Origin of the sequence: Mesorhizobium sp. LSHC420B00, assembly GCF_000503055.1 — a bacterium.
In the GTDB taxonomy this organism is placed as follows: domain Bacteria; phylum Pseudomonadota; class Alphaproteobacteria; order Rhizobiales; family Rhizobiaceae; genus Mesorhizobium.
On sequence record NZ_AYVY01000012.1, the window covers coordinates 23,343 to 41,820 of the forward strand.

General features: G+C 63.2%; 21 protein-coding genes. 11 read left to right on the forward strand and 10 right to left on the reverse strand.

Features of this window, described 5'->3' with window-relative positions:
* Window positions 1-64: 64 nt before the first annotated feature.
* Genes X760_RS57495 through X760_RS57500 form a run of 3 tightly spaced genes read left to right on the forward strand, consistent with a single transcriptional unit; the run spans window position 65 to window position 1,647 of the window.
* Window positions 65-766: a class I SAM-dependent methyltransferase gene (locus X760_RS57495; protein WP_198030504.1), complete on the forward strand. Its 702-nt coding sequence runs from the start codon at window positions 65-67 to the stop codon at window positions 764-766.
* A gap of 48 nt (window positions 767-814) precedes the next feature.
* The gene (locus X760_RS77235) at window positions 815-1,135 is read left to right on the forward strand and encodes a hypothetical protein (protein WP_198030505.1); all 321 of its coding nucleotides are present in this window, start codon (window positions 815-817) and stop codon (window positions 1,133-1,135) included.
* Window positions 1,132-1,647 (forward strand): histidine phosphatase family protein, encoded by a 516-nt coding sequence (locus X760_RS57500; protein ID WP_023719766.1) that lies wholly within the window; start codon window positions 1,132-1,134, stop codon window positions 1,645-1,647. Before X760_RS77235 ends, X760_RS57500 begins: the two co-directional genes overlap by 4 nt.
* A 114-nt stretch (window positions 1,648-1,761) precedes the next feature.
* On the opposite strand, the gene X760_RS57505 is transcribed toward X760_RS57500, so the two are convergent.
* The 8 genes from X760_RS57505 to X760_RS57540 form a co-directional block, all read right to left on the reverse strand.
* Window positions 1,762-2,034 (reverse strand): DUF680 domain-containing protein, encoded by a 273-nt coding sequence (locus X760_RS57505; protein WP_023719767.1) that lies wholly within the window; start codon window positions 2,032-2,034, stop codon window positions 1,762-1,764.
* 276 nt (window positions 2,035-2,310) lie between these two features.
* On the reverse strand, window positions 2,311-2,544 hold the full coding sequence (locus tag X760_RS57510) for a DUF680 domain-containing protein (protein ID WP_023719768.1): 234 nt from the start codon (window positions 2,542-2,544) through the stop codon (window positions 2,311-2,313).
* 378 nt (window positions 2,545-2,922) lie between these two features.
* Complete coding sequence (locus X760_RS57515; protein WP_023719769.1) at window positions 2,923-5,259, reverse strand: cation:proton antiporter; 2,337 nt, start codon at window positions 5,257-5,259, stop codon at window positions 2,923-2,925.
* A gap of 71 nt (window positions 5,260-5,330) precedes the next feature.
* Complete coding sequence (locus X760_RS57520; RefSeq protein WP_023719770.1) at window positions 5,331-6,029, reverse strand: DUF2270 domain-containing protein; 699 nt, start codon at window positions 6,027-6,029, stop codon at window positions 5,331-5,333.
* A 57-nt stretch (window positions 6,030-6,086) separates the two neighbouring features.
* Window positions 6,087-8,195, reverse strand: coding sequence for a molybdopterin oxidoreductase family protein (locus X760_RS57525; protein ID WP_023719771.1), 2,109 nt, complete (start codon window positions 8,193-8,195; stop codon window positions 6,087-6,089).
* A 42-nt stretch (window positions 8,196-8,237) separates the two neighbouring features.
* On the reverse strand, window positions 8,238-8,435 hold the full coding sequence (locus X760_RS57530; RefSeq protein ID WP_023719772.1) for a hypothetical protein: 198 nt from the start codon (window positions 8,433-8,435) through the stop codon (window positions 8,238-8,240).
* Window positions 8,436-8,439: 4 nt separating this feature from the next.
* Window positions 8,440-10,317, reverse strand: coding sequence for an ABC-F family ATP-binding cassette domain-containing protein (locus tag X760_RS57535; RefSeq protein WP_023719773.1), 1,878 nt, complete (start codon window positions 10,315-10,317; stop codon window positions 8,440-8,442).
* A gap of 454 nt (window positions 10,318-10,771) precedes the next feature.
* Window positions 10,772-10,951 (reverse strand): membrane lipoprotein lipid attachment site-containing protein, encoded by a 180-nt coding sequence (locus X760_RS57540; protein WP_023719775.1) that lies wholly within the window; start codon window positions 10,949-10,951, stop codon window positions 10,772-10,774.
* 132 nt (window positions 10,952-11,083) lie between these two features.
* On the opposite strand from X760_RS57540, the gene X760_RS77240 reads away from it, so the two are divergent.
* The 3 genes from X760_RS77240 to X760_RS57555 all read left to right on the forward strand — a co-directional run bounded on the left by X760_RS77240 (window position 11,084) and on the right by X760_RS57555 (window position 13,884).
* Window positions 11,084-11,257, forward strand: a complete 174-nt coding sequence (locus tag X760_RS77240; RefSeq protein WP_023719776.1) for a hypothetical protein — start codon at window positions 11,084-11,086, stop codon at window positions 11,255-11,257.
* 94 nt (window positions 11,258-11,351) lie between these two features.
* Window positions 11,352-13,433 carry an ATP-dependent helicase gene (locus X760_RS57550; RefSeq protein ID WP_023719777.1) on the forward strand — a complete coding sequence of 694 codons (2,082 nt, stop codon included), beginning with the start codon at window positions 11,352-11,354 and terminating at the stop codon, window positions 13,431-13,433.
* 148 nt (window positions 13,434-13,581) lie between these two features.
* Complete coding sequence (locus X760_RS57555) at window positions 13,582-13,884, forward strand: DUF982 domain-containing protein (RefSeq protein ID WP_023719778.1); 303 nt, start codon at window positions 13,582-13,584, stop codon at window positions 13,882-13,884.
* A 69-nt stretch (window positions 13,885-13,953) separates the two neighbouring features.
* On the opposite strand, the gene X760_RS77245 is transcribed toward X760_RS57555, so the two are convergent.
* Both X760_RS77245 and X760_RS57560 read right to left on the reverse strand, forming a co-directional pair.
* The gene (locus tag X760_RS77245) at window positions 13,954-14,124 is read right to left on the reverse strand and encodes a hypothetical protein (RefSeq protein ID WP_023677663.1); all 171 of its coding nucleotides are present in this window, start codon (window positions 14,122-14,124) and stop codon (window positions 13,954-13,956) included.
* Window positions 14,125-14,263: 139 nt separating this feature from the next.
* Window positions 14,264-14,776: a DinB family protein gene (locus X760_RS57560; protein ID WP_023719779.1), complete on the reverse strand. Its 513-nt coding sequence runs from the start codon at window positions 14,774-14,776 to the stop codon at window positions 14,264-14,266.
* A gap of 77 nt (window positions 14,777-14,853) precedes the next feature.
* On the opposite strand from X760_RS57560, the gene X760_RS57565 reads away from it, so the two are divergent.
* From X760_RS57565 to X760_RS57585, 5 genes are all read left to right on the forward strand, one after another.
* Window positions 14,854-15,564, forward strand: coding sequence for a glutathione S-transferase family protein (locus tag X760_RS57565; protein WP_023719780.1), 711 nt, complete (start codon window positions 14,854-14,856; stop codon window positions 15,562-15,564).
* Window positions 15,565-15,979: 415 nt separating this feature from the next.
* Complete coding sequence (gene bluB / locus X760_RS57570) at window positions 15,980-16,615, forward strand: 5,6-dimethylbenzimidazole synthase (RefSeq protein ID WP_023719781.1); 636 nt, start codon at window positions 15,980-15,982, stop codon at window positions 16,613-16,615.
* Window positions 16,616-16,811: 196 nt separating this feature from the next.
* Window positions 16,812-17,108: a DUF1905 domain-containing protein gene (locus tag X760_RS57575; RefSeq protein ID WP_023719782.1), complete on the forward strand. Its 297-nt coding sequence runs from the start codon at window positions 16,812-16,814 to the stop codon at window positions 17,106-17,108.
* 118 nt (window positions 17,109-17,226) lie between these two features.
* Window positions 17,227-17,649: a nucleoside-diphosphate kinase gene (ndk, locus tag X760_RS57580; RefSeq protein ID WP_023719783.1), complete on the forward strand. Its 423-nt coding sequence runs from the start codon at window positions 17,227-17,229 to the stop codon at window positions 17,647-17,649.
* A gap of 153 nt (window positions 17,650-17,802) precedes the next feature.
* Window positions 17,803-18,411 (forward strand): class I SAM-dependent methyltransferase, encoded by a 609-nt coding sequence (locus tag X760_RS57585; protein ID WP_031194223.1) that lies wholly within the window; start codon window positions 17,803-17,805, stop codon window positions 18,409-18,411.
* The last annotated feature ends 67 nt before the right edge of the window (window positions 18,412-18,478 follow it).

The following is an 18,478-nucleotide window of genomic DNA, read 5'->3' on the forward strand; positions in this document are numbered from 1 at the left end:
GACGCGATGTGCCAAAGGCAGACGCCAGTGATATTGATTTCGGGTATAACGAGGTATGACGTCCGTGCCCGAAACGACAGACTATGACACCATCGCCGGGCGTTACTCGGCGATGATCGATGAGCGGCCCTGGAATGCTCTCTACGAGCGCCCGACGACCTTGCATCTCCTGCCACCGGTCGACAATATCGATGTTCTTGATGCCGGTTGCGGTCACGGCTGGTACGCCGATTGGCTGATGTGCCACGGTGCTCGCGTGGTTGCTGTCGACCGTAGCGCCGCAATGGTTGCTCTCGCGCAAAAGCGCGTCGCAGGTCGCGCCCGCGTGATCCAGGGCGACGTGAGCAATCTGCAAGGTATCCTCGGCGACGAGACTTTTGACCTCGTGCTATCTTCGCTCGTCCTCCATTACCTAGCGGACCTACCAGCCGTTTTTTCTGAATATGCGCGGCTGCTTCGACCAACTGGCACGCTGGTATTTTCGACGCATCACCCAGTTCACGATCAAGTCAGCATTCTCGATCCTGGATATTTGAATGCCGAACTGATCGAGGAGGAATGGGGATGGCTCGGGCAGAAAATGCGCTACTATCGAAGGCCGCTACGCGATCTGACTGACCCTCTTGCGGATGCTGGATTTGTCATTGAGCGGATGTGCGAGCCGACGCCAAGTGAGGAACTGAGACTGAAGGACCCAAAGGGATATGATCGACTTTGCCGCCTCCCGGCGTTCATTTTCGTGCGCGCCCGGAAGGGCAGCTCATAGACGATGCGACGTCGCCGACAGCACAGGTAAGTCATAGTAGACAGCTTGATGGCGACCGTCGAAAAAGTCAGCGAGGTGCTACCCGAATGCGGGCTTGGCCAGCCCTTGCGCATAGCCGAAGCGGAGCGATTACGGAAAGCCTGGGCGGAGGGGCTGGAGAGTGGTCCGTCCGCCCCGTTCGACATCGAGGATATAAAAAAAAAGCCCGCAGCAGGTTCGGCAACGCCATCAAAAACCAGCGGAATGGCTGACATCCGGATCGTTGACGGCAAATTATCTCGTGCTTTATTGACTGGCCGAACAATGCGTCGAGATTGTCCGCGTCGTGCATGGCGCACGCGATGTTTCGGCCTTATTTTGAAACCATGATGCAATTGCTGCTCCTGCGTCACGCTAAGTCGAGCTGGGACGATCCTGGCCTCATCGATTTCGACCGGCCGCTGTCCGGGCGCGGGCGGAAAGCAGCGCCGCTGGTCGGGCGCGAACTGACCCGGCGCGGCTGGCTGCCGGAGCTGGCGCTGGTGTCGCCGGCGCTGCGCACCCGCGACACATGGCGGCTGGTTTCGGCGGAATTGCCGGCGAAGGTGCAGGCCAAATTTGCCCAGGCGCTCTACGAGGCAGCGGCGGCGGACATCCTCGCCAAGGTGCGGCAAGTAAAGGCGGAGACCGGAACGCTGCTGGTGCTTGGCCACAATCCCGGGTTGGAGGAGTTCGCGCGCGGGCTTGCCGGGGCTGGATCGGATGAAGCGGCGCTGAAAAAGCTGGCGGAAAAATTCCCGACCGCGGCCCTGGCTCGGTTCGACGTCGATGGCGATTGGGCCGGTCTCACCTTCGGCAGCGCCCGACTGACGCACTGCATTTGGCCGAAGGATCTGCGTTAGGGATTTACCAACAGGCCGGGGGAAAAACCGCCGATCCCTCGACCGACCGAGCTTCGCACAAACAAGAGCGGCGGGCCAAGCCCGCCGTTCTTTGTGCTCCCGGGGTTTGAGGAACTAGCGGCCCCAGTTGCCCCGGCCAGATTGGGGCACTACGGGCTGATCCGTGCCGAATCGGGTCGTCGCCCCGGTGTCGACGGCGTTGTGCTCAGCCGCCAGCGGCTTGCGGATGGAACCGGTAAACCCGCTGTCGATAGCGCCGACAGGCGCATTGCCAACAGGCGCGGCCGGCTGGTTGGCACCGTCCGAACCATAGTGGTCGCTGCCGGCAAAGGCGCTGCCCGTGGCGGTGAGGACGATAGCGGCGATGGTAAGAGCAATCTTGGTCATTTCGGGTACTCCAGTGTGCTGGTCATTCGTGAGTTGTCGTTGCTTTCGACGCATTCGAGATGAGAGCGCTGCCCGCGCCGACGAATACGCATCGGCTTTTTCCGACGTGCACGTTGCTGGACGATTTCAGCAACCGAGATTGTGGCTACAGATGAAACCTGCAATTCAAAGTATTCGATTGGCGCAGGATTCGATCCAGCGCTCGTCCCGGCTGATACGCGAAAGCAAGAGTAGCGGGCCGAGCCCGCCGCTCTTTGTGTTCCGGGGCTGTGATAATCAGCGGCCCCAGATGCCTGGGCCGGATTCAGGCGCCACCGACTCGGAAGTCGTCTTGGCACCGGTATGCTCGGAAGTAACCGGCTTGCGGATCGAGCCGGTGAACGTGTTGTCAACGTTGGCAGCAGGAGCGGCCGGCTGGTTGACGTTGTCCGAGCCATAATGGTCGCTGCCCGCAAAAGCGGTGCCGGTGGCAACGAGGATGGCGGCGGCGGTAAGAGCGATCTTGGTCATTTCAGGTACTCCGGTAGTTCTTTGGTCTGTCCGTCAAGTGGCGTGCCTTGGGAAGAATTCGCGTCGCTCGGACCGCCCCGAGATGGGTCCGCAAGCTTGTCGTTTCCAATCACAAAAATTTTGTACGGGTGCGCCAAATTGGCCGCTTGAAATTCGACATGCGGCTCCTTTCGCCACAATGTTCTTATTTCTTTTCAATTGGTTATGCGGTTATTGGTGATTTTCAGCACGAACATTCTGTGAGCCGGCGTTCACCCATTCCTGTATCCTCTGTCAACAGAACCGAACCGTTCGGTTCGAACTATTTTACGTTTGGCTGGATCAGCGCTTCAGAGCCTCGATCGACATGCCTGCCGACCGATCAATGCCCAGTAAAAATCACGCTGCCAGCTCAGCGCCAGCGGTGTCATGCTTGGGCCGCGCGCTGGCCAGAAGCACGACGGGGCAGTTGCAGGCGGCTAAAACAGCGCCGGCGGTTTCGCCGAAGAACAGGTCCTCACCCGGACGTTGGGTGACACCCATCACGACGATCGCCGCGCCTTTGGCCGCCTCCCTAGTGATCGCCTTGTCGGGTGTGACGCGGGTATGGAACGCGGTGTCGATATGCAGGCCGTAGCGGCCCGCCAAGTCGGCGATGTCTTTCAGCATGGCCTCTTCGCGGCTATGCGACACGGATGTCGACCTGCGCCCCTTGGCTGCTTTTTGCGAGACGTAGAGAACCTTGATCCGCGCCCGGTTTGGACGGGCCAGCGCCAGCGCCAAGTCGGCGGCGCGGCGCGCCACCTGGGTACCGTTGACGGGGACGAGAATGCTGGTGCCGGCCTTCAGCGTTGGCATCTTTTCGGCAGCATTGCCGCCGTTCAGGACCAGGCAAAGCGGGCCGTCAAATCCTGCGGCAATGTCGTTGAGGGCCGGCGCGAAGGCGCCATCGGCGGTCAGCACATTGTCAAGGCCGACCAGCAACAGGCCGTATCCCTTGCGGGCCTCTTCGGCGATCGTCTCACCGGTGGCTTCCAACTCGGTGCGGGCCGTCAGGTGGAATTTGCCGACAAGCGTATCTTCGATCCGTTTTACCGCCTGGGCGCTTTTCTTTGCACCCTTCTTGATTTCCTGCAGGGCGCGCTCCTGTCCCTTGCTGTCGCTCGGCCTGTCAATTCGGCCGTCTTTCGGCTGAAGCAAGGTGGTGGGCAGGCGAAGCAAGGTAGTGGGCATGCCGCTGCCTCCGCCGACCAGTCCGGCGAGATGGGCAGTGAACTTGCCAATCCTGCTGTCGTCGACCAGCACCAGCAGCCGCTCCAGCCTGGAAATGAAGCCGTATTCGTCCAACGCCTCGCGCTCGACACGCTGCTGCTCGTCGTGCCCAACCGGCAGCCGGCCGAGCGCCCAGCGCAGCATCGGCGGCATGGCCAGCGTGGTGATCACGGCCATGGTGACGATCATGGTGAAGAGATTGTGCGACAGGATGTTCATCGACAGGCCGATGCTGGCGACGATCACCTCGGTCGAGCCGCGCGCGTTCATGGCGCTGCCCACGGCGATTGCTCCCTTGAACGACATGGCGGCGAGCCTAGCGCCGATGAACGCGCCGCCAAACTTGCCGATGCTGGCGATAACCACCAGAGCGCCCGTCAGCATGGCAAGCGTCGGATCGGCAAGCACTGTGAGATCGGCGGAAAGCCCCGCCATGCCGAAGAAGATCGGCATGAACAGCGCGGTGATGACGCCGCGCAGCTGGCCTTCGATATGGCTGGAGAGGATGGGCGATTCCCCGACAAGGATACCGGCGACGAACGCACCCAGCACCGTATGCACGCCTATCATATTGGTGATCAGCGCCATCACGCCCATGATGATGAGGATCATGGTGATCACAGCGAACTCGCTGTGGAATTGATCGTTGGTCCAGCGGATCAAGGTGAAGACAAGACGGCGGCCAATGGTGAAGGAGAACACCATGAACAGTGCCACCGCGGCGATGGTGGTCACCAGCGGCGCGAACTGCAGCCTGCCATTGGTGGCGATGCCGAAGGTTACGGCGATGATAAGCCAGCCGATCGTGTCCTCGATGATCGCCGAGGAAATAATCACCTGTCCGAGGTTGCGGCGCATGAAGTTCATCTCGCGCACCACCATGGCGACGATCTTGACCGACGAGATCGACAGCGCGGTGCCCAGGAACAGCCCGGCGACGGTGCGTTGCGTGGCGTCAGACAGCAATGCGTCCGGCAGGAACTGCGCCAGCGCGAAACCGCAGATGAAGGGCACCACGACGCCGGTCGCCGAAATGGAAAAACAGGCCGCGCCAACCCGGCGCACCAGCCGCAGGTCCGTCTCCATGCCGGTCAGCAAAAGCAGCATCAGGATGCCGAGCTGTGAGACGGCGTCGATCATGCCCTTTTGCGCAGGATCGCTGGGAAAGATCAGGTGCTGAGCCGATGGCCATAGCCAGCCGAACAGCGAAGGACCGAGCAGGATGCCGCCGATCAGTTGGCCCATGATTGCCGGCTGGCCATAGCGCTGCAGCACTTCGCCCAGGCCGCGCCCGACAAGCAGCAGCAGGACGATCTCGGCAACGAAAGCGCCTTCGCCCGAACCGCCCATTCCCGAAGCCTTGGTTCCGGCAACAAGCGTCTCCGCCGCCCGGGCCGCTCCTGCGGGGACGAATGCACAAACCAACAGCGCCAGGCTGGAACGTGTCGGAGCCTGCCAAGCCATGAAACCCCCATCGCCCAATGCACCTGCCCCACAACGCGCGACAGGCCGTTGCGTTGCTAGACAGGGCATTGCTAGACGTGGACGTCACCGAAGGAGAGTTCGCCGTCGTCGCTCTCCGTCAGGTAGGCTGCCATCAGCAGGCCGGCATAGAGGACGGCGACCAGCACGACGATGGCGCCACCAGGAACTGGACCCAGCGCAGCACTGGCGACGGCCTCACGCATCGACCCGACGAAGCCGATGCGGACGCCTTCGTTTAAGAGGCTGGGGGTCGACAGTTTGAGGATCCAGGCCAGCAGCAGGATCAGCAGCATGTAGATGTAATTCCGACGCAGACGGCGCGCCAAAGCCACGCGTTGCGAAATCAGGAATTTTGGTGCGCGCAGGCTCTCGCCGACGATCAACAGCCAATCGGACGCGAAATCCGGCTGCGGCGAGAATACCTGTGCGAAATAGTGCCGTTCGAACTGGCGCACGCGAGCCCGATAGAAGTCGAAGAAGCGGTATCGCCGCGCCTCGATCCACAGCAGCAGCAGAACAAGCAGCATGGCAAACAGCAGCACGCCATGGTGAGCGCTGGCTGTCGAAAGCGAGACGGACAGCATCGCCGCGACAACCGTTATCGCCCAATTGCTCGTCCGGTCCAGGCGGTCGCGCCACCCAGCCATGCGCGCAATCTCGGCGCGATGGAAGTGGGACATCGTGGTTACGAGTTCGCCGGACGAAAGCGTTCGCCCGATGGGGTCCGGCGCCGCCAACGCTTCTGCCATGACCATGCCTCCACCCGCCATGCGAAACGGCCGGAGGAACATATCGTTCCGAACGCTTCAAGTTGCCGGGCGCAGCCAGACCTTGTTGTCGTGGAAGGCGGCGCCGCCATAGGGCGCCGGCGCATCGGCGCCAGTCAGCACGTTGATGCCCTCGCCGCGCTCATGGGCGCTGTTCGGCCAGATGCCTTCGGCGATGACCACGCCGCGCTTGATGCCGTCGAACAGTTTTGCGTGCAGCACCACTTCGCCACGCTGGTTGCCGACTTCGATGCGGCCGCCGTCGGCGACGCCGAGTGCCGCCGCATCATCGGGATGCAAGAGCAGCTCCGGCCGGCGCTCTTTTGCCTGCGACACCGGCGTTTCGGTGAAGGTCGAATTGAGGAAATTGCGCGCCGGCGAGGTGGTCAGCCGGAACGGGTGCGCCTCGTCCGCCACCTCGATCAGATCGACATGGTCGGGGAATTCCGGCAGGCTCGCCACCGGCCCGAACAGGCCCATGCTTTTCGGTGGCCGATTGGGCGACGCCTGGCCCGTCCAGTCGGCGCGAAAATGAAACTTCTTGTCGGCATGGCCGAAGCCGTCGAGGTAATGCGCGGCATCGAAATCCGGCTGCAAATCGACCCATTTCTGCTCTTTCAGGCTCGAAAAGCTGCCCAGCCCGCGCTTGCCCAGAATGACGTCGATATGCTGCTGCTCGGTCATGCCGAAGCCCGGGCGATCGGCGACACCGAGTCTTTTGCCGAGTTCCTCGATGACGAAATGGTTGGTGCGCGGACCTTCCGGCGGGTCGATCAGCTTCGGCCCGAGCGTGATGTGCTGGTTGCCGCCGCCCTTGTAGACGTCGTCATGCTCAAGAAACATCGTCGCCGGCAGCACCACATCGGCGAGCTTGGCGGTGTCGGTCATGAACTGCTCGTGCACGCAGGAGAACAGATCGTCGCGCAAAAAACCCTGCTTCACCAGCCGCTGCTCCGGCGCGACATTGACCGGATTGGTGTTCTGGATCAGCAGCGCCGTCACCGGCGGGCCCCCATAGAGCGCATCCTCAGCCCCGGTCAGCACCGGGCCGATGCGCGAATGGTCGAGATGACGGATCGCGGGGTCGCGCATCCGCGTGCCTTCGAGCAGTTCCTGATTGAGCTTGAAGATGCCCGAATTGGTATGGAAGGCGCCGCCGCCTTCATATTGCCAGCAGCCGGTGACCGCGGCGATCGAGGCTGCGGCGTGCATGTTGACCGAACCGTTGCGCTGGCGCGAAAACCCGTAGCCGAGGCGGAAGTAGGTCTTGTTCGTCGTGCCGACGAGACGGGCGAAGGTCTCGATTTCGTCGACAGAAAGCCCGGTGATATCAGCGGCCCATTGCGGCGTCCTCGTTTGAAGATGCGCTTCCAGACCATGCGGGTCGTCGGTGTATTTTTCCAAATAAGCGCGGTCGGCCATGCCGTCACGGAACAGCACGTGCATCACCGCGCAGGCCAGCGCGCCGTCGGTGCCGGGCTTCAGCACCAGGCCGAGATCGGCCTGCTTCATCGTCGCGTTCTCGTAAACATCGATGACGACGATCTTGGCGCCGCGTTCCTTGCGCGCCTTGATGGCGTGGGTCATGACGTTGACCTGCGTGACCACGGCGTTGGTGCCCCAGATCACCACGCAATCGGACTTCGCCATCTCGCGCGGATCGGGGCCGCGCAGTGCGCCTGCCCCCATCATCCAGCCGGTCCAGGCCAGATTGGTGCAGATCGAACTGAAGAAGCCGGAGTATTTCTTGGCATGCCTGAGCCGCTCGATGCCGTCGCGCTGCACCAGACCCATCGTGCCGGCATAGTAATAGGGCCAGACCGTCTCCGAGCCGAATTTTGCCTCCGCCGCGATGAACTTTTCGGCGACAAGGTCGAGTGCGGCCTCCCAGCTCGCTTCCTTCCAGGCGCCCTCGCCCTTGGCGCCCGCCCGGACCAGCGGTTTCAGCAGGCGGTCGGGATGATGGACGCGGTCGGCGTAGCGGGCGACCTTGGCGCAGATGACGCCGGCCGTGTAGCTGTTGGCCTTGGCGCCATGGACGCGGCCGATACGCCTGGCGTCAAGCAACTCGACCTCGAGCGCGCAGGTTGAGGGACAATCATGCGGACAGGCCGAATGGCCGATTTTGAGCTTGGCGTGCTGATTCATGGGAGCAAACTAGCCGGTTGTGATAGCGGCGTGTAGGGCCAGTTACACGCCATCAATGCGCTTGAACAAGGCGTTGTAGGCACCGCATTTCGGGCAATGTATGTGGCGCTCGACATGCGATGATCCGGCTCCGGCGTCGATGACCAGCAGATTGCCGTCTCCACACTCAGGACATTTTACGACAGCTCCGGAATTGACGGCCAAAACCTTGGCAGCTTCGATCCACAGTTTTGCCGACATCGTCCTACTCCGCCGTGCCTTCCTCGTACTCCGCCGACATCGACAGCCATTTCTCCTCGTGGCCGGCCAGCTGTTGCGCGAGTTGTGAGCGTTCCTTGGCCAGCCTTGTCGCGGTCGAGGGGTCCTTTTCGTAGACGGCCGGATTGGCGAGTTCGTCCTCGATCAGGTCGATGCGCTTGCGGAGGCGGTCCATCAGCGCTTCGGTGGCGCGGATTTCCTTGGCCAGCGGCTCGAAAGCGGCGCGGCGCGCGGCTGCATCGCGGCGGCGGTCGGCCTTCGAGGCTTTGTCCGCCTCGCGCTTGCCGCGGCGGTCGCCGGAGACGCCGGTGACCAGCGTCTTGTAGTCCTCGAGGTCGCCGTCATACGGGTTAACCGCGCCCTCCTTGACCAGCCACAGCCGGTCGGCGGTCGCCTCGAGCAGATGGCGGTCGTGCGAGATCAGGATGACGGCGCCGGGAAAATCGTTCAGCGCATGGATCAGCGATTCACGGCTGTCGATGTCGAGATGGTTGGTCGGCTCGTCGAGGATGAACAGGTTCGGCCCCTCGAAGGCCGACAGGCCCATCAGGAGCCGCGCCTTTTCGCCGCCGGACAGGTCTTTGGCGGCGGTGTTCATCTTTTCGGTGGTCAGGCCGAACTGCGCGACGCGGCCGCGCACCTTGGATTCCGGCGCGTCCGGCATCAGCCGGCGGACATGCTCATAGGCGTTTTCGTCGGGCCTGAGGTCGTCGAGCTGGTGCTGGGCGAAGATTGCCACCTTCAGCCCGGGCGCCACGGTCATGCCGCCGGTCTCCGGCTTCAGCCGGCCGGCCAACAGCTTGGCGAAGGTCGACTTGCCGTTGCCGTTGGCGCCGAGCAGCGCGATGCGGTCGTCGGCATCGACGCGCAGCGTCATCTTCTTCAGGATCGGCGCACCCTCGGTATAGCCGACATTGACGTTGTTCAGCGCGATGATCGGCGAGGCCACCGTCTTCACCGGCTCCGGAAAGGAGAACGGCCGAACCGTGTCGTTCACAATCGCGGCGATCGGCTTCATCTTCTCCAGCGCCTTGATGCGCGACTGCGCCTGCCTCGCCTTCGACGCCTTGGCGCGGAAGCGCTCGACGAAGGATTCCATGTGCTTGCGCGCGGCTTCCTGCTTCACGCGGCCCTTCTCCTGCAATTCGCGCTGCTCGGTATATTGGCGCTCGAACTGATCGTAGCCGCCGCGCCAGAACGTCAGCTTCTTCTGGTCGAGATGGACGATCGAATTGACGGCTCGGTTGAGCAGGTCGCGGTCGTGCGAAATCAGCAGCACAGTGTGCGGGTATTTCGACACGTAGTTTTCCAGCCACAGCGTGCCTTCGAGATCAAGATAATTGGTCGGCTCGTCGAGCAGCAGCAGATCGGGCTCGGCAAACAGCACCGCGGCCAGCGCGACGCGCATGCGCCAGCCGCCGGAGAAGGACGAGGCCGGGCGCCGTTGTGCGGCGTCGTCGAAGCCGAGGCCGGCGAGAATGGTGGCGGCGCGTGACTCGGCCGAGTGCGCATCGATATCGGCCAGCCGCATATGGATATCGGCGATGCGGTGCGGATCGGTCGCCGTCTTTTCCTCTTCGAGCAGCGCACTCCGTTCAAGGTCGGCCTTGAGCACGATCTCGATCAGCGGCTCCTCGGTGCCCGGCGCTTCCTGAGCGACCTGGCCGATGCGTGTGTTCTTGGGCAGACTGATCGAGCCGGTCTCGGAGGCGAGGTCGCCGGTGATCGCCTTGAACAAGGTCGTCTTGCCGGTGCCGTTGCGGCCGACAAGGCCAGCCTTGCTGCCGGCCGGCAAGGTCAGCGAGGCATGGTCGAGAAGCAGGCGTCCGGCCATGCGGAGCGAAAGGTCGTTGATGATCAGCATGGCCGCGCTTTTGCACGGGACAACCATGCTTCGCAAGGGCTTGAGCCCCGGTTCGCCGCATAAGGCGCGAAAACCGGCAAGCAGGTGACGTCGACCCCCGCGCACCGCGACTTCCCGCAAAACGCAAAAAGAACCCGCTATCCTGAGGGGGGACAAGGAAAGCGGGTTCTTTCGTGAACGGCGGCCTTGGGAGCGTCCGATCGACACCCAAACACGCAGCAGCCGGGTTTGTTCCATGGGATAGACAAACCATGTGATGAACAAACGCCGGCGTGGCGGCAGGTTTGTCCACAGGGCGTGCCGTTTGTACGCTATCGGACCATGACGCTGCGGAAAGACTCGGCTATTCTTGGATGTGCGGCGGGCCTGATCTCCGCCTGGCCGGCGTCATCAGCTTCCTCCCAAGCGGCGCCGGCCACCCTTTTTTGACCGGCGCCGACGCCATTTGAAGCGGTCATTGTTTCGGCGGCGTGCCGGGCTGATCGCCGCCGGTCGTCGACTTCGGCACCGGATTCTTGTCGACCTGCGGATTCTGCTCGACCGTATCGCCAGGGGCCTTGGTCGGCTGGATGTTGTTGTCGCAACCCGCAACGGTCAGCGCTGCCACAAGCAGCAGGATTGAGCGCTTTTTCATCGCAGTCTCCTCTCGCCCGACAACGAGGCGTCGGCGATTTGGTTGCGCGATCGGTGTCGTTCCCGCATTCGCCGAGCAGTCGGGGAACAAAATGCCGCGTCTCCGGTTGCTCCAGAATCAATGGAGGAAGCCATGATCCGTCTGCTTATCGCCGGGGCAATCGTCTATGTTGCCTATCGCGTCGCCAAGAAAGTGATCGACGAGGTGCCCGACGATTTCGATCCGCTGCTGCTGCCGCCACCAGAAGACGATCGCGAGGCGCTGCGGCGGCAATCGGCAAGGATGGGCGTCGAGCCCGGGCGTTAGTCAACGGGCCTGCCCGCAAGGCTTCTTCGTTCACGAGCCCCATTCCGGCTCCGCAAACCGTTGCGAACAAAGCGGAAACGATGCTTGATGGGCGATGAACCTCGCCGCCCGTGATTCGTCCTTCCAGCCGGCCTATCTGGCAAAGCTCAACGCCGAGCAGCGGCTTGCCGTCGAACACGGCGACGGCAAGATCGCGGGGCCATTGCTGGTGATTGCCGGCGCCGGCTCCGGCAAGACCAACACGCTGGCGCACCGGGTCGCGCATCTGATCGTTAGGGGTGCCGATCCGCGCCGCATCCTTTTGATGACATTTTCGCGCCGTGCCGCGGCGGAAATGGCCAAGCGGGTCGAGCGCATCGCCGGCGAGGTGCTGGGCCGCGATGCTTCCGTCATCACCGATGCGCTGAGCTGGGCCGGCACGTTCCACGGTATCGGCGCCAGGCTGCTGCGTGATTATGCGCTGGAGATCGGTCTCGATCCCGCCTTCACCATCCATGACCGCGAGGATTCCGCCGACCTGATGAACCTCGCCCGCCACGAGCTTGGGTTTTCGAAGACCGAAGCCCGCTTCCCGACCAAGGGCACCTGCCTTGCGATCTATTCGCGTGCCGTCAATGCACAGGCGCCGCTCGGCGAGGTGCTGGGTTCGGTGTTCCCGTGGTGCGCCGGCTGGGCCGAACAGCTGAAACAATTATTCGCCAGATATGTCGAGGCCAAGCAGGCGCAGAACGTGCTCGATTACGACGATCTGCTGCTCTACTGGGCGCAGATGGCCGGCGAGCCGGAAATCGCCGCGCATCTGGGTGCACGTTTCGACCATGTGCTGGTCGATGAATACCAGGACACCAACCGGCTGCAGGCCTCGATCCTGACGGCCCTCAAGCCCGACGGATCGGGGCTGACGGTGGTCGGCGACGACGCGCAGTCGATCTATTCGTTCCGCGCCGCGGAAGTGCGCAATATCCTGGATTTTCCCAAGCAGTTCGCGCAGCCGGCCGAGGTCGTCATGCTGGAGCGCAACTACCGCTCGACCGAGACGATCCTGGCGGCGGCCAATGCGGTGATCGGCGAAGCGTCGGAACGTTTCACCAAAAATCTCTGGTCGGAGCGCAAATCGGCGGAAAAGCCGAAGCTGGTGAGCGTGCGCGACGAGATCGAGCAGGCGAGCTATGTCTGCCAGGCGATACTCACCGAGCGCGAGGCCGGTACCGTTCTCAAAGCGCAGGCCGTGCTGTTTCGCGCCTCGCACCATAGCGGCCCGCTGGAGATCGAACTGACGCGCCGCAACATCCCCTTCGTCAAATTCGGCGGGCTGAAATTCCTCGATGCCGCCCACGTCAAGGACGTGCTGGCCGTGCTGCGCTTTGCCGAAAACCCGCGCGACCGCGTCGCCGGCTTTCGCGTGCTGCAACTTCTGCCCGGCATCGGCCCTTCGGCCGCCAATGCGATCGTCGAGACCATGGCGACGTCGCTCGACGAGACGATGGGGCTTGCGCGCTACCGGCCGCCGCAGCGGGCCGCCGACGACTGGCCGGGCTTTGTCGCGCTCTATTGCGGCCTGCGCGCCGGCGCAAAGAAATGGCCGGCCGACATCGAGCAGGTCAGGCTCTGGTACGAGCCGCATCTGGAACGCATCCACGAGGATGCGACGACGCGCCGGGCCGATCTCCTGCAGCTCGAGCAGATCGCCTCCGGCTATGGATCGCGCGAGCGCTTCCTCACCGAGCTGACGCTCGATCCGCCGGACGCGACCAGCGACGAAGCCGGACCTCCGCACCGCGACGAGGATTATCTGATCCTGTCGACCATCCATTCGGCCAAGGGCCAGGAGTGGAAGAACGTCTTCGTGCTCAACACCGTCGACGGCTGCATCCCGATCGACCTAGGGGTCGGCAGCAAGGAGGACGTCGACGAGGAGCGGCGGCTGCTCTACGTGGCCATGACGCGGGCCAAGGATAGCCTGCATTTGGTGATGCCGCAGCGTTTTTTCGTCCACGGCCAGGCGGCGCGCGGCGACCGCCATGTCTATGCCTCGCGCACGCGCTTCATCCCGCGCCCGATCCTTGGTGCCTTCGAGCAGGTGGCGTGGGCCAGCGTCCAGGCCAGGGACGATCCGCGCCGCCAGCCGCAGGTGCGCGTCGACCTCGGCGCCCGCATGCGCGGCATGTGGAAATAGGCACCCGCCTCGGCGCGCTGCTCACCCGGGCGAGCGAAAAAAACAAATCACGGCAACATGGAACCTCGCGCCGTGATCCGCGTTTCTGCCCGACCCCCAGACCGGAGAACGGCGTCCGCCGTGACCTCCGCCCATTCGAGAGGCCAGAATGCACGACAGGACGTTTTCCACACCGGTCGCCCTAACCGTTGGCGCCGGCTACAAGCGGACGATCGCTTCGTTCTCCGAGATGCACGAGTTCCTGACCGAGTTCCCGCCTTCGCGCCGGCGGCTGAGCTATGGCGCCGCGGTAAAGGCCTGCGAGGCGGCACGCGCCGGCGAGATCTCGGCCGAAGCGGCACGCGACGCCCTGATCACCTTCGCCGTGACGGCCGGCATCCTCTGGCCGGCCGCCCAGCCGGCAGTCTCGGTCAAGCCGGTCGTCCGGGGCCTCGGCGGCTACGCCGCCTGACGCAACCTCTTCGTCATCATGGCCGGCCGGAGATGCGGTCCGTTGTCGGTGGTTTTAGGTCGGCAGATCCTAAATCAGCTGCCTTCTGATGCTCATCCGGGTCACCGCAGTCACAAGAATGGCGCCGATCATGAAATAGATGGTCGCGACAATGTCGCCCTGGTGGAAATAATAACCGGAGTTGAGAAGCGCCAGGACCACGGCGAAGAACGCCACAAGGCGCAAGGGTTCATTGGGCATGCGTGCCAATTCTCGCTGTTGCTGCTGAATGCTGCTGAAGCGGCCGCCCTCACGACCGTGCGCTCCATAAAATGTTTTGGCGCGTTTTGCAATCTCGGCAGATCGTCCCCTATCCACCGCTTCCCCAGCCGCCCCAGGTTCAGGCGAATGCCCTGCCCTCCTCGCTGCGCTGGAACATCGTCAGGTCCAGTCCGAGGCTCGGCTTGCCCAGAATGGTCAGGATCGCATGCGCCTGGCCGCGGTGGTGGGTCTGGTGGTTGAAGAAGTGGTCGAGCGCCGGCGCCAGCCGCTGCGAGACGGTGCGCATATCCGAGACGGTCATGTAGGAGAAGCGGCCCGACAGCGCCTTGTCGCTCAGGCCGTCGACCCAGTCGATGATCCGTTTGTCCTCGGCCTCGCGCGCCAGCCGCAAGCCGGGCAAGGCGCGATGCAGGATCGTGTCGAGCCTTGCCGGCGCGTCGCCCTCGCCGGTGAAGCGTTTCATCCAGATACGGTCGGCTGCCAGGAGGTGGTTGAGCGTTCCCATCATCGATGCGAAGAAGACGCCGATATTGCGGTCGAACTCTTCCTCGTCGAGATCGGCGGCGGCATCGTAGATGCGGCCATTGGCCCATTGATTGTAGGCCGCAAACATCCTGAAATGCTGTTTCATTCTTCTCTCGACCTGCGAGACCCTGTTTCGCGTGGGTCTGTTTCGGGCATAGTTAGACTGCAAGGACGCTGCCGCCAATGACCATTCTGCTCTACGACCTTGTCGGACGCGACGCCGCCCGCCCATTCAGCCCACATTGCTGGAAGGCGGCGATTGCGCTGGCCCACAAAGGGCTCGACATCACCAGCGTGCCGACCCGTTTTCTCGAAGTGCCGAAGGTGGAAGGCGGCGTCTCGAAGCTCGTTCCGGTGATCCGCGACGGCGAGACGGTGGTCGCCGATTCCTTCGCTATCGCGCTCTATCTCGAGGAGGCCTATCCCGAGCGGCCGACATTGTTTTCCGGCGACGGCGGCAAGGCGACGGCGCGCTTCATCGAACGCTGGTCGCAGCTGACCATCCATCCCTACGTCACCACCGCTGCGATATTGGACCTGCACGCCATGCAGGACGAGGCGAACGCCGCCTATTTCCGGCAGAACCGCGAGCAGCGCTTCGGCAAGCGCCTGGAGGCGGTATACACCACCCGCGACGCTGGGCTCGCCAGCTTCCGGGCCTCGCTGGAGCCGCTCCGCTCGATGCTTGGCTATCAGCCCTTCATCGGCGGCCCGTCGCCGCTATTTGCCGACTACATCGTTTTCGGCGCGCTGCAATGGGCGCGCATCGCCACGCCCTACCGGCTGCTCGACGATAGCGACGTCGTGGCGCAATGGTTCGAACGATGCCTCGATCTGCATGGCGGCCTCGGCCGCACCGTCGCGCCGGCGGCGCTCGCCTCGCTTGAGAGTTGAAATCGGCAGTTTTACAGCGGCGCCACATTTTGTTCTTGCTTTGTGCCGGCAGCTATGCTACTAATCTGGGTATGGTGCTAATTGGCTCCAACGACCCGCCCGGCTTGCCGAGGCGGGTTTTGTTTGCCGATCAAGGTCCAACGGCGCAGATGGCGGCAATGTCGCCGGGCCTCGGCTAAAGCGCGTCGCGTTCGACCGGCCTCATGCGATGCGCTTTAGGTTCTTGTTTTGATGCATGTCGTTAGCGCAAAACCGCTGCACACTTTTGCGCGACATGCATTAGAATTGCCGCCCCGGCGAAATGCGACAATGCGGGTAGACGACGTGTCGCTCGAAGCGCCTCATCACTGCCCGGATCGAAGCAAACAAGATGAAAGTCCGGCGAACCGGACAATCACAACAGAGGCAGCGCGCCATGACCGCAAGCCCAGAGTTCCCGGCCGACTTTCGCGCCGGGCTCGCCAATCTTTTCCTGTGGCGACGCGACGTCAGGCGGTTCAAGCCGACGCTGCTCCCCGAAGGGGCGCTGGAGCGGCTGCTCGAGCTTGCCAGCGCCGCGCCGTCTGTCGGGCTGAGCCAGCCCTGGCGCTTCGTTATCGTCGAGAGCGAAGCATGCCGCGCCGCCGTTAGGGCATGCTTCGAGCGCTGCAACGCGGAGGCACTCGCAAATTTTTGCGGTGAACGCGCCGCGCTCTATGGGCGCCTGAAGCTTGCCGGCCTGAATGAGGCGCCCTGCCAGCTTGCGGTTTTCGCCGACCGCACAACCGAGCAAGGGCATGGGCTCGGCCGCCTGACCATGCCAGCCACCATAGACTATTCCGCTGTCATGGCGGTTCACACGATGTGGCTGGCGGCGCGCGCCGAAGGAATAGGCATGGGCTGGGTCTCGATCCTCGATCCGGCCGAGATGGTGACGATCCTGGACGCACCGCCGGAGTGGACGCTGATCGGCTATTTCTGCGTCGGCTATCCAAGCGAGGAACACAGCGTGCCGGAACTGGAACGGCAAGGCTGGGAAGTCCGGCGCGCTTCGATCGTGATAAAACGGTAGTGCAACGGCCCGCTGCCATTCTCGTTGCAGGAAAGCCATTCTCTTTGCAGGGAAGCCATTCTCTTTGCAGGGGAGAATGACTCCTCCCCTGCAGGGCAGAATGGATGTCATGGAGGTTTCGCCGATCGTCAGCATCGCCGACGAGAGACCAAGGCAAAGCCAGTCGTGACGGCCTTGACCTGAGGAAGGGCATAGAATGTTTCGCTGCGAGGTGCAGGCCGAGATCTGGGTCTATCCGGGAAAGGGCGGCTGGCATTTCGTGACGCTGCCGCTGGAACCTGGAGCCTGGATCAAGACGGCGATGGTGGGGATGGCAAGGCCCTGGGGCTCGCTTGGCGTGGAAGCCGTCATCGGCCAGACCAGATGGCGGACATCGCTGTTTCCCGACAAGAAATCCGGCAGCCTGCTCTTGCCGATCAAGACGGCGGTGCGGGTCCGCGAAGGCCTTAGGGCTGGCGACACGGCCAACCTGACGATCGAGATAGAGCTATGACACATTGGGTCTGGCTGACGGCGACGCGCTGTGCGCCCACCTCCCCTTGGCAAGCCGGCGGGCGGCTTGTATAGAGCCCGCCACCCTCAATTCCACTCTCCATCACAAGGACGATCCCATGGCGCTCGAACGCACCTTTTCCATGATCAAGCCGGACGCGACCCGCCGCAATCTCACCGGCGCCATTACCAAGATACTGGAAGATGCCGGTCTGCGCGTGGTCGCTTCGCGCCGGGTGTGGATGAGCCGCCGCGAGGCGGAAGGTTTCTATGCCGTCCACAAGGAGCGTCCGTTCTTCGGCGAGCTGGTCGAGTCGATGTCGTCGGGCCCGACCATCGTGCAGGTGCTGGAAGGCGAGAATGCCATCGCCAAGAACCGCGAAGTGATGGGCGCCACCAATCCGGCGAGCGCCGCCGAAGGCACCATCCGCAAGCTGCATGCGCTGTCGATCGGCGAGAATTCCGTGCATGGTTCCGATGCGCCGGAAACCGCCGCGCAGGAGATCAAATACTGGTTCTCGGACACCGAAATCGTCGGCTGAGCCGGCATCCTAAACCCCATCAAAAAGGCCGGCGCAACGCCGGCCTTTTTCGTTAGCAGACATTTTCAGCTTCAGGCTCCTCGACGGGTCATGGGTGCGTTAAGCTCGAGGGCACGGATCAAACGCGGTCGCGACAACGGAGCCGACCAGGCCATGACCAGCACCATTCCCGGCTTGTTTCAGGGCACCGAGATGCCGACCGGCGGCTGGTGGGAGGCGTTGTGGCCCGACCCTGCCGGGGTGTTGACGGCGGTGGGAATGAAGCCCGGCATGGATGTGGTCGATCTCTGCTGCGGCGACGGCTGGTTCACGCTGCCAATGGCCAGGGTCGTTCGTCAGGTCATCGCCATCGACATCGATGCCGATCTGCTCGAAGTCGCCCGGCGGCGGCTGGCCGACGGAGGCGCGAGCAATTGCGAGTTTGTGGCGGGCGACGCCTATGAGCTTGCCGGGCTGGTGCCCCGGCCCGTCGACTTCGTCTTCATGGCCAACGCTTTCCATGGCGTTCCGGACCGGCCGCGCCTTGCCCGCGCCGTGCGGGCGACGCTTGGCAGGGCCGGTCGTTTTGCCATCGTCAACTGGCACCAGAAGCCGCGCGAGCAGACCACGGTTCTGGGCGAGCCGCGCGGACCGAAGACCGAGCTGAGGCTGTCACCCGAACAGACCACCGCGGCTGTGGAAGCAAGCGGGTTCAAGCTCGCCGAGCTGGTTGATGTGCCGCCCTATCACTATGGCGCGGTATTCAAACTCGCGACAAATTGAGAATGCCTGGTGTATGCGGTCGTCGCCCGATAGATCTCGCCCGCCGCCCCCTAGCGGCGGGTTCTGC

What these genes read in the sequence shown, in the direction of transcription:
- X760_RS77235 (WP_198030505.1), top strand. Translation starts at nt 815, where the DNA reads ATGGCGACCGTCGAAAAAGTCAGCGAGGTGCTACCCGAATGCGGGCTT.
- X760_RS57500 (WP_023719766.1), top strand. Translation starts at nt 1,132, where the DNA reads ATGATGCAATTGCTGCTCCTGCGTCACGCTAAGTCGAGCTGGGACGAT.
- X760_RS57505 (WP_023719767.1), bottom strand. Translation starts at nt 2,034, where the DNA reads ATGACCAAGATTGCTCTTACCATCGCCGCTATCGTCCTCACCGCCACG.
- X760_RS57510 (WP_023719768.1), bottom strand. Translation starts at nt 2,544, where the DNA reads ATGACCAAGATCGCTCTTACCGCCGCCGCCATCCTCGTTGCCACCGGC.
- X760_RS57515 (WP_023719769.1), bottom strand. Translation starts at nt 5,259, where the DNA reads ATGGCTTGGCAGGCTCCGACACGTTCCAGCCTGGCGCTGTTGGTTTGT.
- X760_RS57520 (WP_023719770.1), bottom strand. Translation starts at nt 6,029, where the DNA reads ATGGCAGAAGCGTTGGCGGCGCCGGACCCCATCGGGCGAACGCTTTCG.
- X760_RS57525 (WP_023719771.1), bottom strand. Translation starts at nt 8,195, where the DNA reads ATGAATCAGCACGCCAAGCTCAAAATCGGCCATTCGGCCTGTCCGCAT.
- X760_RS57530 (WP_023719772.1), bottom strand. Translation starts at nt 8,435, where the DNA reads ATGTCGGCAAAACTGTGGATCGAAGCTGCCAAGGTTTTGGCCGTCAAT.
- X760_RS57535 (WP_023719773.1), bottom strand. Translation starts at nt 10,317, where the DNA reads ATGCTGATCATCAACGACCTTTCGCTCCGCATGGCCGGACGCCTGCTT.
- X760_RS57540 (WP_023719775.1), bottom strand. Translation starts at nt 10,951, where the DNA reads ATGAAAAAGCGCTCAATCCTGCTGCTTGTGGCAGCGCTGACCGTTGCG.
- X760_RS77240 (WP_023719776.1), top strand. Translation starts at nt 11,084, where the DNA reads ATGATCCGTCTGCTTATCGCCGGGGCAATCGTCTATGTTGCCTATCGC.
- X760_RS57550 (WP_023719777.1), top strand. Translation starts at nt 11,352, where the DNA reads ATGAACCTCGCCGCCCGTGATTCGTCCTTCCAGCCGGCCTATCTGGCA.
- X760_RS57555 (WP_023719778.1), top strand. Translation starts at nt 13,582, where the DNA reads ATGCACGACAGGACGTTTTCCACACCGGTCGCCCTAACCGTTGGCGCC.
- X760_RS77245 (WP_023677663.1), bottom strand. Translation starts at nt 14,124, where the DNA reads ATGCCCAATGAACCCTTGCGCCTTGTGGCGTTCTTCGCCGTGGTCCTG.
- X760_RS57560 (WP_023719779.1), bottom strand. Translation starts at nt 14,776, where the DNA reads ATGAAACAGCATTTCAGGATGTTTGCGGCCTACAATCAATGGGCCAAT.
- X760_RS57565 (WP_023719780.1), top strand. Translation starts at nt 14,854, where the DNA reads ATGACCATTCTGCTCTACGACCTTGTCGGACGCGACGCCGCCCGCCCA.
- bluB (WP_023719781.1), top strand. Translation starts at nt 15,980, where the DNA reads ATGACCGCAAGCCCAGAGTTCCCGGCCGACTTTCGCGCCGGGCTCGCC.
- X760_RS57575 (WP_023719782.1), top strand. Translation starts at nt 16,812, where the DNA reads ATGTTTCGCTGCGAGGTGCAGGCCGAGATCTGGGTCTATCCGGGAAAG.
- ndk (WP_023719783.1), top strand. Translation starts at nt 17,227, where the DNA reads ATGGCGCTCGAACGCACCTTTTCCATGATCAAGCCGGACGCGACCCGC.
- X760_RS57585 (WP_031194223.1), top strand. Translation starts at nt 17,803, where the DNA reads ATGACCAGCACCATTCCCGGCTTGTTTCAGGGCACCGAGATGCCGACC.